Annotated in this window: 13 protein-coding genes and 1 pseudogene; 7 read left to right on the top strand and 7 right to left on the bottom strand. The window is 74.5% G+C overall.

Features of this window, described 5'->3' with window-relative positions:
- Positions 1–129 precede the first annotated feature (129 nt).
- Together ACWCXH_RS15590 and ACWCXH_RS15585 are read left to right on the top strand one after the other, a co-directional pair.
- Entirely contained in the window at positions 130–1,683 is a 1,554-nt protein-coding gene (locus ACWCXH_RS15590) for a lipase maturation factor family protein (protein ID WP_449801956.1), read from the top strand.
- A gap of 196 nt (positions 1,684–1,879) precedes the next feature.
- On the top strand, positions 1,880–4,015 hold the full coding sequence (locus ACWCXH_RS15585) for a hypothetical protein (RefSeq protein ID WP_449801955.1): 2,136 nt from the start codon (positions 1,880–1,882) through the stop codon (positions 4,013–4,015).
- A 61-nt stretch (positions 4,016–4,076) separates the two neighbouring features.
- On the opposite strand, the gene ACWCXH_RS15580 is transcribed toward ACWCXH_RS15585, so the two are convergent.
- The 4 genes from ACWCXH_RS15580 to ACWCXH_RS15565 form a co-directional block, all read right to left on the bottom strand.
- Positions 4,077–5,111, bottom strand: a complete 1,035-nt coding sequence (locus ACWCXH_RS15580; protein ID WP_449801954.1) for a transglycosylase SLT domain-containing protein — start codon at positions 5,109–5,111, stop codon at positions 4,077–4,079.
- A gap of 50 nt (positions 5,112–5,161) precedes the next feature.
- Entirely contained in the window at positions 5,162–5,971 is an 810-nt protein-coding gene (locus ACWCXH_RS15575) for a helical backbone metal receptor (RefSeq protein WP_449801953.1), read from the bottom strand.
- A gap of 162 nt (positions 5,972–6,133) precedes the next feature.
- Positions 6,134–6,517, bottom strand: a complete 384-nt coding sequence (locus ACWCXH_RS15570; RefSeq protein ID WP_449801952.1) for a hypothetical protein — start codon at positions 6,515–6,517, stop codon at positions 6,134–6,136.
- A gap of 174 nt (positions 6,518–6,691) precedes the next feature.
- Positions 6,692–7,255, bottom strand: a complete 564-nt coding sequence (locus tag ACWCXH_RS15565) for a sigma-70 family RNA polymerase sigma factor (protein ID WP_449801951.1) — start codon at positions 7,253–7,255, stop codon at positions 6,692–6,694.
- A 55-nt stretch (positions 7,256–7,310) separates the two neighbouring features.
- Here ACWCXH_RS15565 and ACWCXH_RS15560 point away from each other — a divergent pair, with 55 nt between their 5' ends.
- The gene (locus ACWCXH_RS15560) at positions 7,311–7,553 is read left to right on the top strand and encodes a zf-HC2 domain-containing protein (protein WP_449801950.1); all 243 of its coding nucleotides are present in this window, start codon (positions 7,311–7,313) and stop codon (positions 7,551–7,553) included.
- A 285-nt stretch (positions 7,554–7,838) separates the two neighbouring features.
- On the opposite strand, the gene ACWCXH_RS15555 is transcribed toward ACWCXH_RS15560, so the two are convergent.
- Complete coding sequence (locus ACWCXH_RS15555) at positions 7,839–8,735, bottom strand: hypothetical protein (protein WP_449801949.1); 897 nt, start codon at positions 8,733–8,735, stop codon at positions 7,839–7,841.
- 313 nt (positions 8,736–9,048) lie between these two features.
- Between ACWCXH_RS15555 and ACWCXH_RS15550 the strand changes: the two genes are divergently transcribed.
- A complete protein-coding gene (locus ACWCXH_RS15550) occupies positions 9,049–10,332 on the top strand; it encodes a cytochrome P450 (RefSeq protein ID WP_449801948.1) in 1,284 nt (427 codons plus the stop codon).
- A gap of 89 nt (positions 10,333–10,421) precedes the next feature.
- Here the strand turns inward: ACWCXH_RS15550 and ACWCXH_RS15545 are convergent.
- Positions 10,422–10,559: pseudogene (locus ACWCXH_RS15545) on the bottom strand (N-acyl homoserine lactonase family protein); the annotation flags it as partial.
- Positions 10,560–11,112: 553 nt separating this feature from the next.
- Between ACWCXH_RS15545 and ACWCXH_RS15540 the strand changes: the two are divergent.
- Positions 11,113–12,468, top strand: coding sequence for a CoA transferase (locus ACWCXH_RS15540; protein ID WP_449802097.1), 1,356 nt, complete (start codon positions 11,113–11,115; stop codon positions 12,466–12,468).
- 31 nt (positions 12,469–12,499) lie between these two features.
- The gene (locus ACWCXH_RS15535; RefSeq protein WP_449801947.1) at positions 12,500–13,141 is read left to right on the top strand and encodes a DUF6461 domain-containing protein; all 642 of its coding nucleotides are present in this window, start codon (positions 12,500–12,502) and stop codon (positions 13,139–13,141) included.
- 51 nt (positions 13,142–13,192) lie between these two features.
- Here ACWCXH_RS15535 and ACWCXH_RS15530 read toward each other — a convergent pair whose 3' ends face one another.
- Positions 13,193–13,792, bottom strand: a complete 600-nt coding sequence (locus tag ACWCXH_RS15530; protein ID WP_449801946.1) for an HdeD family acid-resistance protein — start codon at positions 13,790–13,792, stop codon at positions 13,193–13,195.
- A 152-nt stretch (positions 13,793–13,944) separates the two neighbouring features.
- Between ACWCXH_RS15530 and ACWCXH_RS15525 the strand changes: the two genes are divergently transcribed.
- Complete coding sequence (locus ACWCXH_RS15525) at positions 13,945–15,825, top strand: NAD-binding protein (protein WP_449801945.1); 1,881 nt, start codon at positions 13,945–13,947, stop codon at positions 15,823–15,825.
- Positions 15,826–15,908: the final 83 nt, after the last annotated feature.

The raw sequence follows: 15,908 nt of genomic DNA, 5'->3' as shown, positions 1-15,908 counted from the left end.
CTGGACGGCCCCGGACAAGCCCTGCCCGCCGCGCGTCACGCAGGGCGTGAACCTACAAGGCGGCCGCCGGATCACGGGCACGACTTCCCGCGCTGACCGGGGCCGGTGGTTCTCCCGTACGGAGCCCTGATGGACTGGTTCGCCGCCCCCGACTACTGGCTGAGCCGGCTGCTCGTCCAGCGGATGCTCGCCGGCCTCTACCTGATCGGCTTCCTCGCCGCCGCCGCCCAGTTCCGGGCCCTCATCGGCGCCGACGGCATGCTCCCGGTGCCGCGCTTCACCGCCCGCGTCCCCTTCCGCCAAGCGCCCAGCCTGTTCCACTTCCACTACAGCGACCGCTACTTCGCCGCCGTCGCCTGGACCGGGGCCGCCGTGGCCGCCGCCCTCGTCGCCGGACTCGGCGACGCCGTCCCGCTCTGGGCCTCCCCGCTGCCGTGGGCCGTGCTCTGGGTGCTCTACCTCTCCATCGTCAACGTCGGCCAGACCTGGTACTCCTTCGGCTGGGAGTCCCTCCTCCTCGAAGCCGGCTTCCTCGCCGCCTTCCTCGGCAACGCCGACACCGCCCCGCCCGCCCCCGTCCTGTGGCTGATGCGCTGGCTCGTCTTCCGCGTCGAGTTCGGCGCCGGACTGATCAAGATCCGCGGCGACAGCTGCTGGCGCGACCTCACCTGCCTGCGCTACCACCACGAGACCCAGCCCATGCCCGGACCGCTCAGCTGGTTCTTCCACCACCTGCCCGACCCCCTCCACCGGGTCGAGGTCGCCGCCAACCACGTCGTCCAGCTCGTCGTCCCGCTCTGCCTCTTCCTCCCTCAACCGGTCGCCACCTACGCCGCCTGCCTGATCACCGCCACCCAGCTGTGGCTGATCGCCTCCGGCAACTTCGCCTGGCTCAACTGGCTCACCATCACCCTCGCCCTCGCCGCCGTCGACCCCGCCCGCCTCGGCCTGCCCGCCCACCCCCGCACCCACCCGGCCACCCCCGCCTGGTTCGAGGCTTTCGTCCTCGCGCTCACCGCCGCCGTCGCCGTCCTCAGCTACTGGCCCGCGCGCAACCTCCTCTCCCGCCGCCAGGTCATGAACCGCTCCTTCAACCGGATCCACCTCGTCAACACCTACGGCGCCTTCGGCAGCATCAACCGCGTCCGCCAGGAAGTCGTCGTCGAAGGCACCGACGAAACCGTCCTCACCCCCCACACCGTCTGGCGCGAGTACGGCTTCAAGGGCAAACCCGGCGACGTCCGCCGCCTGCCCCGCCAGTACGCCCCCTACCACCTGCGGCTCGACTGGCTCATGTGGTTCGCCGGCATCTCACCCGCCTACGCCCGCCCCTGGTTCCTGCCCTTCGCCGCCCGCCTCCTCACCGGCGACCCCGCCACCCTGCGCCTGCTGCGCCACAACCCCTTCCCCGACGCCCCGCCGACCCACGTCCGGGCGACCCTCCACCTCTACCGGTTCACCGATTGGCGCGAACTGCGGCGAACCGGTGCGTGGTGGCACCGCACCCCCTTGTACGAATACCTCGCGCCCGTCGACCTCGCCGCCCTCGCCCGCGTCGGCCACCGCCCGCCCCTCGGCCGGCGGACCCGCACCATCCCCCTTGGCTGGCTGCGTCACCCCGACGGCGGACACCACCACCCGCCCGGCCCCGCCGACGGCCACCCGCCCGGCCCTCCCCAGTAGCGCCCAGGCGGGCGGTATGGCACGCGACACCACCCCGTCGGACGGTGGGTGCGTGCAAGGCTCGAACGGGCACCCGTATTCTGGGCGTCCACAACCGGCGGCCCGACCGCGCGCCCCCGCCCCGGGGCACCCCGCGTACTGGTCCGCCGTCCCCTCGCCGCCAGCCCCGCCGTCGTCGCCCAGAACCGGACCTCACATGACAGTGCTTCACTCGCGCAACGCCGACGCAGCCGACCCGGCGGACGTCGCCGACGCCGCAGACGTCAAGGACCCCCAGGACGCCGCTGCGGAGCCCGACCTCCGCGAGGACCTCGGCCGCTACGCCGACCTCGGCGCCTTCACCCTCACCGCCGACACCCACGCTTGGTACGCGGCCCTCGACACCGTCGCCACCCCCGAGGACGCCCGCGCCGCCAGCAGCGCCCTCGCCGAGCTGCGCGGCCGCGACCTCACCCAGACCTGGGAAGCCGTCACCGCCCTCGCCGCCGACGCCAAGCTCGCCGAGCCCGACACCGTCGCCAAGACCGTGCTCCTCGTCGAACTCCTCCAGCGCGTCCACCGCACCTCCGCGACCCTCACCGGCGCCGCGTACGACGCCGACCTCGACGCCCTCGCCGCCGCCACCGCCGACGGCGCCTGGCGCCGCGAGCGCGGCATCAAGCTGTCCTGGCTGCGCGCCCGCGCCCTGCGCAAGCAGGCCGCCGCCCTCGCCACCGACCGCCGCACCCGCCGCGAGGACCTCCACGAGGCGCTCATCTCCGCCGAGATCGAGCGCCGCGCCTGGGCGGCCCTCGCCCTCCTCGGCACCCACCCGACCGTCCCCGCCGACGGCGCCCTGGTCGAGCGGACCGCGCAGACCTTCGACGCGATCAACGCCGGCCTGCACGAACTCGCCCGCGTCCTGCCCGAACACGACCTCGACGGCCTCCCCTTCGACGAGCTCATCGACCTCGTCGAGCGGCTCGCCGCCGACGAGGGCACCCTCTACCGCCTGCCCACCATCCGCAGCCTGCGCGCCACCCTGGAGGAGGCCGGCCTCGGCGACCTGCTCGCCGAACTCGCCGCTGCCAAGGCCGACCGCCGCGCCGCCGAAGCCGCCTACACCGCCCGCCAGGCCCTGGCCGGCGGCCAGCGCGACGGGCTGGCGGAGGAGGCCGCGGCTCCGGCTCCGGTTTCGGAGGACGTCGCCGAGGCGCCGTCCGCTGAGGCCGAGGCCGAGGCCGAGCCGTCCGTCGTCTCCCTCCCGGCCCCGTCCCCGGCGGCCGACGACCTCGTGGCCGCCGCCGCTGCGGCACTCGTCGAGGCCGAGGACGCGCCGGCCGAAGCCGAGGAGTCCGAGGCTGCGGTCGAGGTGATCGCCGAGGTCGAGGTGGCCGCCGAGGCGGCTGTTGAGGTGCCGGAGGCCGTCGAGGTCGAGGTGCCCGCCGAGGTGGTCGAGGAGGCGGCAGTTGAGGGCGAGGCTGTCGAGCTGGAGGTTGCCGAGGTCGAGGTGGCCGCCGAGGCGGCTGTTGAGGTGCCGGAGGCCGTCGAGGTCGAGGTGCCCGCCGAGGTGGTCGAGGAGACGGCAGTTGAGGCCGCTGCCGATGAACTCGCGGAGGCCGAGCCTGCTGGTGAGGCCGACGCCGAGGCCGCCGAGACGGAGGCCGTTGTCGGGGAGATCGCCGAGGTCGAGGCGCCTGCCGACCTCGCCGGGCCGGAGGCCGTGGCCGTCGTGGAGCCGGCCGCCGAGGCTCCCGCCCCGGTGGAGGAGGAGTCCGGCGTCGCGGCAGAAGCGGTCGAGGCGGACGCGCCCGTCGCCGTCGAGCCCGAGGCCGTCGCGCCGGAGGTCGCCGTCGAGGACGAGTCGACCGCCCACCCGACCGTCGAGCCGACCTCCGAGGTCGAGGCCCCTGCCGAGGCTCCGGCCGAGGTGACCGCCGAGACCCCGGAGGCGGTCGAGGCGACCGTGGCCGTCGAGGCCGAGGTGACGGAGGAGCCGGAGGCCGCCGTCGAGCCGGCCGTCGAGCCGGCCGCCGAGGCTCCTGCGCCGGTGGAGGAGGAGTCCGGCGTCGCGGCAGAAGCGGTCGAGCCGGAGCAGCCCGCCGAGACCGAGCAGCCCGCTGCGCCCGAGTCCGCCGGGCGCCCGGCGAAGCCGGACTTCACACCCGGGCGTCCCGTGACCGCCTACTCGGCGGAGGAACTGCTCGCGGTCGTCCGCTGGGTGGACGGCGACGGGGTCGAGCGCAGCGACGAGGAGCTGCTGCGCGCGGCGATGAAGGAGCTGGGCTTCGGCCGTCTCGGCCCGCGCATCAAGGAGGCGCTGGGCGCCGCCGTCACCGGCGCCCGAGGCTGACGGACACACCGCGACGCCCGAAGGGCCCGGAACGCCGGAGTGCGTTCCGGGCCCTTCGCCGTCAGCCCGCCCTGTTCCAGGGCTGGCCGGCCATGAGCGCCTTCACGTTGGCCACGTAGCCCGGGTTCGGGATGACGAGGCTGCCGACGGTCCCGCCGGTGGCCGGGTCGGTGGCGGTGTTGTAGTGGACGTTGCCCGCGCCCGCGTTGTAGGCGGAGATGACGAGGTCGAGCAGCGGCGTCTTCCCCGTGGCGGGGTCGGGCGAGAGATCGTACGTGCCGCCGAAGCCGGAGTCGCCGAAGTAGGCGACCAGCCAGTCGAGCAGCTGGGTGCCGAGCTGGACGTTGCCGGCCAGCGTCTTCGGGTCGGAGAGGGTGCCGAACTTGGTGTTCATCCAGCTGACGGTGTTCGGCATGACCTGCATGGAGCCGATCCCGCCGTCGCAGGCGAGGATGCCGGACTGCCAGCCGCTCTCCTGCCAGGCGATGGCCTTGACCAGGTTGACGGGCAGTGGCGGGAGTTTGTCGGTGCCTCCGCTGCTGAGGGTGAGCGTGCGGGCCTGGCCCGCCGCGGCGGTGAGTGCGGCGCCGACGGCGTCTTTGGGCTCGTCCGGCTGCGGCTTGCTCGGCTTGCAGCTGCTTTGCAACGGCGGGGTGTGCGGGCCCTCGGGCGCGGGTGGTGGCGGGGGTGCGACGGGGCCGGGCTTGGCGGTCGGCGCAGGGGCCGCGGCGACGGGGGCGGCTTGGGCGGGCGGCTTCTCCGCGCTCTCGGCGGACGGCTTGGCCGCGCCGGGCTTGGCGCTGCTCGCGCTCGGCGACGGGCTCGCCTTGGCCGACTTGCTCGCTGCCGTCGCACTCGGGCTGCCGGTGGCGCCGGCGCTCGCGGACGGCGACGGCGTCGCACTCGCGGACGGACTGACGGACACGCTCGCCGCGGCCGTGTCACCGGGCGAGGCGCTCGCGGCCACCGCCGTCGTGCCCGACGCCGCGTTGGTGCCGGTCGTCGCGGACTTGCTGCCGCACCCGGCCAGGACGGCCGTCGAGACGGCCGCAGCCGACACCATCACCAGCGCACGCCGGGATGTCCTTACTGCCATGTCTGGTTCCCCCACCTGATCGCCGGCGGTCCCGGCGAGTGGCGGTCATCCTACGGGGGCGTGATCCCGCCTTGTGCGAACGGGTGACCCAGCGCCTCGCCGAGCACCGCCGGGGCCTGCGCGAGCGAGGGTCCGTACCAGGTCAGGTGGCGCCCGCTGACCAGCGCCGTCGGCACTCCCGGGAACGCCTCGGGGCCGTCGTCGGCGGCGAATCGGTACGGCTCGTCCGGTAGGATCACCAAGTCAGGTGCGCAGGCGAGCAGTTCGGGCAGCGGGATGGCCGGGTAGCGTTCGGCGTGCCTGGAGTGGACGAGCCGCACGCCGAGGCGGCGGAGCACGTCCCCGGCGAAGGTGTCGCGGCCGAGGACCATCCACGGGCGGCGCCAGATGGGCACGATCGCCCGCGGACCGTCCGTCCCCCGCCACGTCACCTCCCGCCACGCCGCCTCCGCCCCGTCCAGCCAGCCCGGCCGCGGCAGGCCGCAGGCGACGGTCAGCAGCCGGTCCAGGGAGCGGAACGCGCCGTCGACGGTGCGGATGTCGGTGACCCACACGGGCACGCCGGCCGCCCGCAGCGCGTCGAGGTCCGGCCGCCGGTTCTCCTCGTCGTTGGCGAGGACGAGATCCGGGGCGAGCGAGAGGACCCGCGGCACGTCCGGGTTCTTGGTGCCGCCGATCCGCGGGACGGCCAGTCCGGCCGGGTGGGTGCACCAGTCGGTGGCGCCGGCCAGCAGCCCGGGGGCGGTGGCGGCGATCGACTCGGTCAGCGACGGCACCAGCGAGACGACCCGCCGCACCGGGCCCGGGGCGAGCCGGACGGGCAGGTCGAGATCGTCCCGCAGGACGGTGGGTTCGGCCATCCGGCCAGCCTATGCCCCGCCCCCGAACTCCCTGGACTCCTCCTGACTCTCGGACACCTCGGACTTCGCGAAGGTCGCCGAAGATGTGGCCGTCCGAGCCGATCAGGATCTGCACGCCGGGCTCGTGGAGCGCGCCGATCCCCGGTGAGGCGCGCGAGCTGGTCAGGGTGGCGCAGCAGGGTGATCTGGCGAGGGCGGGGCCGAGGGCGAAACCGCGGCTGCGGGAGAGCTGGACGGCGGAGCCGCGGTGGCCAGCCGTCCGGGCGGCGAGGCGGTCATCATCAGAGGCGAGCGCGCTGCACGCCGCGAAGCAGCCGACGGCCAGCAGGAGGGCCGAGGAGTGCCGACCTGATCCACCCACCGCCCGGCGGGCAACAGCAGTGCGACGAGGGGGAGTTGGTCACCCGGCGCGGCCCACTGGGCGTCCCCGGTGGAGACGTGCAGGCCGGCCGAGATGTCGGTGAGCGCCAGGTTGACCACGTTCATGTCGAGCATCGCGACGAACGAGAGCAGCCCGGCGGCCACGACGAGGCTCCAGCGGTCCACCGGCCTGCTTGCCCGGCCTGCTTGCCCGGCCTGCTCGCCGGGCCGGCCCTCGTCGCCGAGGGGAGGCGAACAACCGACAGATGACAGATGACAGATTTCGAAATCTGTCATCTGTCATCTGAAACCTGTCGGCTGTCGGCTGCCTCCTGTCAGCCCCCCGCCGGCACGCCGAGCTCAGCAGACCGCCGCCAGCCCCCCGCTGTCGGCCGCCCGCAGTCGGGCCATCAGCTCCTCCCGGGCCCGGGCGACCCGGGACCGGACGGTGCCGACCGGGCACCCCACCACCTCGGCTGCCTCGGCGTAGCTCAGGCCGACCACCTGCGTCAGCACGAACGCCTCCCGCCGCTGCGCGGGCACCCGGTCGAGCAGGTCGCCGAGCGCGATCCCGTCCTCGAATCCGGCCGCCGGCCCGGCCCCCTGTCGCTCCGCGGCCTCCTGCCAGTCCGGCAGCGCAGCCAGGCGCGGCCGGGCGGCTGCCGTCCGGTACCGGTCGATCACGGTGCGCCGGGCGATCGACAGCAGCCACGTGCGGGCCGAGGAGCGCCCGGCGAACCCGGGCAGGCTGCGCAGCGCCCGCAGGAACGTCTCCTGGGCGAGGTCGTCGGCGGACTGCACGTCGGTCAGGTGGGCGACGAACCGCCACACGTCCCGCTGGGTGGCGCGGATGAAGGCCTCGACATCCGGTGCCCGGCCGGCCCGGGCGGTCAGGGCGAGCGCGGTGAGCTGATCGTCATCCACGGCGGCCTCCGACCCGGCCGCGCCGACCGTCGAAGCTCTGGTGGACGATGGCCATATGAGATGCGCGCAGTTCCGTACCGCCCTGTCCGCCCGCCTCGACGGCGAGGCGGCCGGGCTCTCGGACGGCCGTCTGGACGGCCACGTCGCCCGCTGCGCGGGCTGCCGGGACTGGCTGGAGCGGGCGGAGCGGCTGCGCGGCCGGGTGGCGGAGGGCGCGGCCGACGGCCCGTCGGCGGAGTGGTCCGCGAGCCTGCTGGCCCGGCTGGAAGAGGACGGGCCGGGCGGCCCGCATCGGTAGGACGAGGGCGCCGGGCAAAGCCGGTGCGCCGCCGTAGTCAGGCATGAAGGGTCCTGAGGGAAGGGCTGGGAGCGGCGCCGCCCCGGGCGGCGCCGTCGGCGTCCATGGGTCGTCCGCGCCGCGCACCGAACCCGAGTGGAGGGACGGCGGCAGGTACGGGCCCGGGCCCTGGCGGCACGGCGGCGCAGCGCGCTCGGTCGGACGGCAGGGCGACCTGCCCGTCGCGGTGCCCCCGGCGGCGGTGGCCGGCCGGGTGAGGCGGATGGAACGTGGACGACGGGCGCGTCAGCAGGCGAGGGCGAGCGCGGGCGGCCCGCGTCGCACGACGGCGTGCGTGAGCAGCACCTGCCGCGGCAGCCGGGTCCGCCGGTCGGCGGGCCGGGGCGGGGTCGGCGGGCGGAAGCCGGAGGGGCGCGCGCAAAGAGCCAGCAGCGGGACCAGCAGCGTGACCGCGACGACGGCGCCGAGCAGTTCGAAGATCCGGACCAGCGCGGCGTCACCGCGCCAGAGCAGCAGTGCACAGGCCAACGCGGCCAGCACGTGGGCGGCGACCATCCCCACCGACATCCCGTGGGACATGCCGTGTGCCATCCCGTGGGCGGCCATGGCATGACCGGAGGCGTCGGTCGCGCCGGATGCGGAGGACATCCCAGGCATGCCAGGCATGTCGCCCATCCTGGTGATCCCGGCCATTCCGGTCAGGTCCGTCGCCATGCCGTCGCCGAGACCACCCCCCGAGGCCGCGGCAGAGCCGAGACCGTGCCGCAGCCCGGCGGCCGGTGGAGCGTCCGGGTCGAGTCCGGCCATCCTGGCCAGGTCGTCGGGCGACAACCCGCCCGGCACCCGGTCGGGGTTGCAGAGCAGCAGGGCCGCCCAGTCCGTGCCGGTGAGCCGGCCGAGCCCGCCGCCCGTGGGCGCGAGCGCCCCGGCGCGTTCGAACAGAAGGTGCAGCGCGGTCTGCGCCGCGACCATCCAGGCGCCGATCACCCCGAGCCCGCGCCGCCTCCCGGCGAGCAGCCAGGTCACGCCGAGGACCGCACCGCAGGCGCCGGTCAGGACCGGTGGCGACACCCCGGCTCCGCCCATGGCGACGTGCGCCGCGGCGGCCAGCGCCACGCACAGCGCGGCGAAGACCACGGCGCGCAGCGAGCGGATCCGGTCGGTCATCACGATGGCACTCATCGTCGCACCCGCCGGGCCGCGCTCGGACCGCACCCTCCGGTATTGGCCGGTTCCGTCTCGTGAGACCATGCCCGCCCGCGTCGCCGGAGCCCGTCACCGCGGCTGACCTGACCGGCCCGGCCTTGACTGACGCTGCCCGGCCGTTCCGGCCGGACCGGCCGACCGACGAGCCGGCCAGGCGCGCAGCTGCTCGTACGACCATCAGGGTGATTTGACATCACCCATCCTTCGGTTACTAAATGTGCACATCCACGTACGATGAGCACACCCCGGTGCCAGCGTCAGCGCTGCGGAACCACCAGGAGACCCGGCCATGGACACCACGACCGGCCCGGCTGCACCCGTCAAGGCCGGGTCCACCCTCGCCCCTGGTCCCGCACCCGACCTCGCCGGCCCGCGCTTCTGGCAGCTCCCCGCCCCCACCCGTGCCGCCGCCTTCGCCGAACTGCGCCGCCGCTCCACCCCCCTCTACGTCGGCGACCGCGCCGGCGGCCGCGGCTACCACGCCCTGGTCCGTCACGCCGACGTGGTCGAGGCCAGCCGCACCCCCGCCGTCTTCCGCAGCGCCCCCGGCGTCACCACTCCCGAACCGTCCCGCTGGGTCCGGGCCCTATTCGGCGACTCCATGGTCAACCTGGACGACCCCCGCCACGCCCAGCTGCGCCGAGTCGTCTCCCGCGCCTTCACCCCCCGCCTCCTCGCCAAGGCCGAGGACGACATCCGCCGCGTCGTCGTACGCCTCGTCGACGACGTCGAGCGGAACCGGCCCGAGGACTTCGTCACCGCAGTCGCCGCCGAACTCCCGTTCCAGGTGATCTGCAACATGATGGGCATCCCCGAGCGCCCCCGCCGCGCCGTCCTCGACCAGGTCAACCACGCCTCCGAACACACCGGCGTCGCCCGAGCGCTGCGCCGCCGCCTCCGGGTGCCCGGCCGCGGGCTGGCGGCGCTCGCCCGGATGCAGCTCATGGTCGCGGCGATCGGCCGTCGGCGCCGCCGCGCGCCCGCCGACGACCTTGTCACCGCCCTCGTCACTGCCGACGTCGACGGGCGCCGGCTCACCGGCCGCGAGCTCGGCGCCTTCTTCTCCCTGCTGCTCGTCGCCGGCGTCGAGACCACCCGCAACGCGCTCGCCCACGGCCTGCACCTGCTCACCGCCCACCCCGACCAGCGCGCCCTGCTCCTCGGCGACCTGGACGGGCGGCTCGGCGGCGCGGTCGACGAGATCGTCCGCCACGCCACCCCGATCATCCAGTTCCGCCGCACCCTGGCCGTCGACCACGAGCTCGGCGGCCCCGGCGGACCACTGCTGCGGGCGGGCGAGAAGGCCGTCCTCTTCTTCGGGTCGGCCAACCGCGACGAGACGGTCTTCACCAACCCGGAGGCCTTCGACATCACCCGCACCCCCAACCCCCACCTGGGCTTCGGCGGCGGCGGTCCGCACTACTGCCTCGGGGCGCACCTGGCCCGGCAGGAGATGAAGGTGCTGTTCCGGGAGCTGTTCACCCGCCTGCCCGGGCTGCGGTCGGTCGGCGAGCCGGATCTCGTCCCGTCCAGCTTCGACAACCGCATCCGGGCGCTGCGCTTCACCTTCTGATCACCTTCTGGGCCTTCTCGATCTTCTGGGTGTTCTGGGCGTACGCCTTTCGGCGTCGCGCCCGGCCGGTCCGCGAGGCGCCCGAGGCCCTAGCCGGCCGGCTCCCACACCGCGTTGTCGTGCGCGAACAGCACCCGGCGCGGCCCGCACGCGGTCAGCCGGTCCAGCCACCGCGGATAGTCGGGCAGCGGCTGTGCCACACCTTCGAGCGCCGCCCGCCGGGCGAGCACCGCCCCCGTGGGGGCGAGCACCGGTTCGGCCCGCGGCCGCGGGCCGCCCACCTCGGCGGCCGGCCGGACGAAGTAGCCCAGGTCGAGACGGCGGACCGCGTGCATTCAGGCCCCCTGTCCCCGTACGGGCGCCGCAGCGGCACCCCGGCCGCACCCTATCCGTCGGCCGTCCGCGCTCCATCCGCCGATCGGCACGGCCCGGTGGGGTGTTGGGACGGGACCGGGCCCACGGCGGACCGGAGACAGCCGGATGGCGGGCGGGTGGTGGGCGTCACGGCGGCAACCCGGGAACCGGAGCACAATGCCGTACATGACAGAGCGTCCGATACCCCCGGCCGAGCAGTTCCCTGCCGCCCAGACGTCCTCCGGACAGACGTTTCCCGCCCAGGGACCTTCCGCTCAGGCGTCCCCCGCCCGGACGTCCCCCACCCGGACGTCCCCCACCCGGACGTCCCCTGAGCAGGACTCGCCCGGGCGGCCGTCCGCCGAGCCCACGCCCGTCGACGGCCCCACCGCACACGCCTGGGCCGCCCTCGGCGGCTCCGCCGAACTGCTGGACCGGGTCTCCTTCCACGGCCCCGACACCGTTCTGCCCTCAGGACTGCCCGTGCGCCGCCTCGCCCGGGCCACTGTCGCCGCCTGCTCCCTCGCCGCCGCCGAACTCGCCGCCCACCGGGCAGGCGGCCCCGTCCCCGCCGTCCGGGTCGACCAGGGCGCCGTCGCCACTGCCTTCGTCAGCGAACGCCACCTGACCGTCGACGGCCGCGCGCCCGTCAGCTTCGCCCCGCACTCGGGCTTCTGGCGCACCGCCGACGGATGGGTCCGCACCCACGCCAACTACCCGCACCACCGCGCCCGGCTGCTCGCCGCCCTCGGCCTGCCCGAGGGCGCCGGGCCCGAGCAACTCGCCAAGGTGCTGAGCGAACAGCCCGCCGAACTGATCCAGGAACGCGCGTACGAGGCGGGGGCGCTCGCGGTGGCCGTTGCGCCGATGAGCGACACCGTGCACCCCCTGGTCGAGACCCGCATCATCGGCCCCGACGGCCCCGACGGCCCGGACGGCCCGGCATCCGCCACACCTCGCCCGCTCGGCCCTGACCCCCTGCCCGCCGCCGGCATCCGAATCCTCGACCTCACCCGGGTCATCGCCGGCCCGGTCGCCACCCGCACCCTCGCCCTCCTCGGCGCCGACGTGCTGCGGATCGACTCGCCCCACCTTCCCGAGGCCGACGACGCCCACGCCGACACCGGCTTCGGCAAGCGCACCGCACGCCTCGACCTCGCCGACCCCGCCGACCGCGCCACCTTCGAAGAACTCCTCGCCACCGCCGACGCCGTCATCACCGGCTACCGCCCCGGCGCCCTCGACGCCCACGGCCTCGCCCCCGACGCCCTCCTCGACCGCCGCTCCGGCCTGATCGTCGTCCAGCTCTGCGCCTGGGGCTGGACCGGGCCCTGGGCCGGACGCCGCGGCTTCGACAGCCTCGTCCAGGCCGGCGTCGGCATCGCCGCCCACGAGGCCGCCCCCGACGGCCGCCCCGGCGCCCTCCCCGCCCAGGCACTCGACCACGGCACCGGCTACCTCATCGCCGCCGCCGTCCTGCGCGCCCTCACCGACCAGCGCACCGGCCGCCCCGGCGGCCGGCACCTGCGCTTCTCCCTCGCCGGCACCGCCTCCTGGCTCCTCCACGACATCCGACTCGCCGAGGCAGCCGCCGCCGAACCCGCCGCGACCGGCACGCCTACGGAGACCGCCCCCTACGACCCGGCGCGGTACCTCACCGAGACCGACTCCGCCTACGGACGCCTGCGTCACGCCCTGCCGCCCATCGCCTACGACGGTGCGCCCACCAACTGGTCCCGCCCGCCCGGCCGCTGGGGAGCCGACCGGCCGACCTGGCTCTGACGGTGTCACAGCCGTCTGGCAGCATCGGCCCATGACCGCACACGCCACCGACTTCACATGGTTCGCCGAGAGCTACCCCCTGCTCGGCGAGGCCTACTGCCTGACACACGTCCAGGGCATCGGCACCGAAGAACTGCTGCGCCGCTTCGACGCCGCCCCGGGCCGGGAGGTCACCGGCCTGGGCGCGGTCGTCACCGCCTGGGAGACCTTCGACGACGGCGAGGACGAGGAGGCCGGGGCCCTGTTCGACGACGACGAGTACGCCGACCGGCTCCTCGTCGCCGTCACCGAACTTGACGGCTGGGCCCTCGCCGTCGAACCCTACGGGTACCTCGGCAGCCTCTGGGACCTCCTGCCCCGCCTCGCCGACGGCACCCGCGCCGTCTCGCACTTCCGCAACGTCAACGCCGTCGACCACTTCAACTGGTGGGAGGGCGCGGCCTGCCGGCTCCACTTCGAACCGCTCTTCCCCGCCCAGCGGGACGGCTCGGACGCCGACGCCCCAGGCATACCGGAGCTGCTGACGTCCTGCGGGTTCCGGCTCGACGACAAGAACACCGACCTCAACACCGAGTCCGCGTTCGCCCTCGCCGAGCGGCTCACGGACGTCCGGATCGGCGCCGACCGGCTGGAGGCCGCGACCTTCCGGATCGGCTACGCGCCCAGGCCGTAGCCAGGGCTGCGCCCGTCCGGCGAACGGCGGTCGCCCACCCGACGGGACCCGCTACACGCCGGAGGGGATCCGCTTCGCCCGGCTGCGCATCTGGAGCGCCGTCACGATCTCGATCAGGCCGAGGATCAGCAGCCAGCAACCTGCCAGGACCGCCAACGCGGCGATCGAACCAACCGGCCACACCATCAGCAGCACACCGGCCAGCGTGTTCGCCACGCCTGCGAACCCCTGCCAGCCGCGCGCGGGCATGTGCGGGTCGGAGAGGGCGGCGGCGAGCTGGGTGATGCCCCGGAACAGCCAGCCGATGCCGATCCAGAGCGCGAGCAGCAGCAGCGACTGCGCCGCGCTGCGGAAGCAGAGCAACCCCAGCAGCACGCAGATCGCGCCGCTGATGAACGCCAGCACCCGCAGCGCGGTGGTGGCGTGCGTGCCGAACGCCGCGACCAGCTGGACGATCCCGATGACCAGCAGGTACAGGCCGAACAGCACGCCCACCACCAGCAGGGTCTCGCGCGGCCAGGCGAAGACGACGACGCCGAGGCCGAGCGAGGCCAGCCCGGCGAGCAGCAGGACCTGCCAGGCGGCCTTGGCGAGCAGCCCGAGCGGGCCCTGGTCTGGGGAACCGTCGGGGGAGATGATCGGGGGAACCACGGTGGTGCCTCCTCGGGCGGGGAAGGGACGGGGGACGACACCCACCCTCGACGCACCGGTCACGAACCGCTCGTGCGATACCGCCGTTCGGGGGTGCGGCGATTCCCGGAACGACACCTTCCGAACACCTGTCGTCGATATCATCCGGCGGTATGACTTCAGAAGGGTGGGGGACCCCTCCGGTCGAACCGATCAGCCAGCACTTCGTCGTCTGCGGCGGGAACGCGCTGGCCCACCGGCTGATCCTGGAACTCGTCGAGCACTACGAGGTCCCGGTCGTCGTCCTGGTCGCGGACCGTGACCGCGACCACGCACCGCAGATCGAGCAACTGACCGGCGTCTCGGCCGTCGTCGAGTACGGCAGCATCACCGACGAGGCGCTGCGCGCGGTGTCCATCGAGACCGCGCGCGGCCTCGCCCTCGTCGAGGGCAACGACCAGGAGAACATCCACGCAGCGCTCAGCGCCCAGGGCCACAACCCGAACATCCGGATCGTCCTGCGGATGTTCAACCAGCGCCTCGGGGAGAACATCGAACGCCTCCTCAAGAACGGCGCCGCGCTCTCCGGGTCCGCCACCGCCGCACCCGCGTTCGCCGCGGCCGCGCTCGGCCGGCCCAACTCGGTCGCGGTCGGCGGGCGCTTCCTGCACATCGCCTTCGACGACGCGATCACCTCCGACCGGCTCTGCGTCGTCGCCGACCGCATCGACCGTCAGGACCTCAGCAAGATCCGGCTGATGCCCGAACAGGAGGGCGGCTCCGCCGAGTTCGTCCGGCTCGCGAGCGAGTTCGGGGACGACGGACCGGTGCGCGTCGGTGCCGGCGACGGTGCCAGTGGTGGTGTCGCCGGTGTCCCCGGTCCGCGCCGCCCGGCCGAAGCCGCTGAAGCCGCTGAGGCGGCCGAAGCGATGTCCGCGGTGGTCGACGACGAGGGCGGGATCGCCGCCCTCCAGGCGCTGCCGGTTGAACCGCGCGAACCGATCAGCTGGGCGCGGCGCCTGCGCTGGCGGCTGCTCGACACCGCCCGCTACTTCACCAGCGCCCGGATGCGGCTGATGCTGCTCATCGCGCTCGCCGCCGTGCTGATGTCCTTCGCGGTGCTCTGGTACCTGAGCCGGGACTTCGGCTGGACCGTCTACATCTCGCTGCTCGACCTCGCCGGCGCGGCCCAGCCCGACCAGCCCTCCGACATCGCGGCCGGGACGGGGACGGGCGGCGTATGGCAGCGGGCCGCGCAGGTGGTGATCACGCTCTGCGGCATCACGTTCGCGCCGGTCGCCACCGCGATCGTGGTCGAGGTGCTCGCCTCCGGGCGGCGCGGCCAGCCCCGCAACCCGAGCGCGGGTACCCGGGACCACGTGATCGTCGTCGGCCTCGGCAACGTCGGCACCCGCGTCGTCGGCCAACTCCACGAGCTGGGGGTCCCGGTGGTCTGCATGGAGCGCGACCCGCAGGCGCGCGGCATCGCCGCCGTCCGGGCGCTCGGCATCCCGGTCGTCCTCGGGGACGGCCCGTTCGAGGAGCAGCTGCGCAGGGCCCGCCTGAAGCACAGCCGGGCGGTGGTCGCGGTGAGCGGCGACGACGCCACCAACCTGGAGGCGGCGCTGGAGGCGCGCCACGGCAACCCCGACGTGCGGGTGGTGGTGCGGCTGTTCGACGACAACTTCGCCGGCCACTTCTACGCGACGCTGGACAACGCGGCGTCGCGTTCCGTGTCCTACCTGGCGGCGCCCGCGTTCGCCGCGGCCCTGATGGGGCGTGAGGTGTTGGGCACCCTCTCGGTGTTCCGGCACGTGCTGCTGATCGCGGAGCTGACGGTGGAGGACGGCAGCGGGCTGATCGGCATGAACCGTCACGACCTGGAGGACCCGGACGGCGTCCGGGTGATCGCCGCGCGGGTCGCCCGCAGCCCGCACCTGCAGTGGAACTACGCCGACCGCACCCGACGCCTCGGCCCGGGCGACCAGATCGTCGTCGCCGCGACCCGCAGCGGGTTCGCCCGCCTCAATACGGTGCTGGCGGAGGAAGCCTGACGGGGGACGGCGAACAGATGACAGATTTCATCATCTGTCATCTGTTCGGTGTCATCTGTTACCCGTCAATCGTCCGCCGTCCG

Source organism: Kitasatospora sp. NPDC001660, assembly GCF_053596725.1.
Note: the sequence above shows the minus strand (reverse complement) of the source record. Positions and strands in the feature narration are given on the sequence as shown.

What these genes read in the sequence shown, in the direction of transcription:
- ACWCXH_RS15555 (WP_449801949.1), bottom strand. Translation starts at nt 8,735, where the DNA reads ATGAGTGCCATCGTGATGACCGACCGGATCCGCTCGCTGCGCGCCGTG.
- ACWCXH_RS15585 (WP_449801955.1), top strand. Translation starts at nt 1,880, where the DNA reads ATGACAGTGCTTCACTCGCGCAACGCCGACGCAGCCGACCCGGCGGAC.
- ACWCXH_RS15590 (WP_449801956.1), top strand. Translation starts at nt 130, where the DNA reads ATGGACTGGTTCGCCGCCCCCGACTACTGGCTGAGCCGGCTGCTCGTC.
- ACWCXH_RS15575 (WP_449801953.1), bottom strand. Translation starts at nt 5,971, where the DNA reads ATGGCCGAACCCACCGTCCTGCGGGACGATCTCGACCTGCCCGTCCGG.
- ACWCXH_RS15560 (WP_449801950.1), top strand. Translation starts at nt 7,311, where the DNA reads ATGAGATGCGCGCAGTTCCGTACCGCCCTGTCCGCCCGCCTCGACGGC.
- ACWCXH_RS15525 (WP_449801945.1), top strand. Translation starts at nt 13,945, where the DNA reads ATGACTTCAGAAGGGTGGGGGACCCCTCCGGTCGAACCGATCAGCCAG.
- ACWCXH_RS15550 (WP_449801948.1), top strand. Translation starts at nt 9,049, where the DNA reads ATGGACACCACGACCGGCCCGGCTGCACCCGTCAAGGCCGGGTCCACC.
- ACWCXH_RS15580 (WP_449801954.1), bottom strand. Translation starts at nt 5,111, where the DNA reads ATGGCAGTAAGGACATCCCGGCGTGCGCTGGTGATGGTGTCGGCTGCG.
- ACWCXH_RS15535 (WP_449801947.1), top strand. Translation starts at nt 12,500, where the DNA reads ATGACCGCACACGCCACCGACTTCACATGGTTCGCCGAGAGCTACCCC.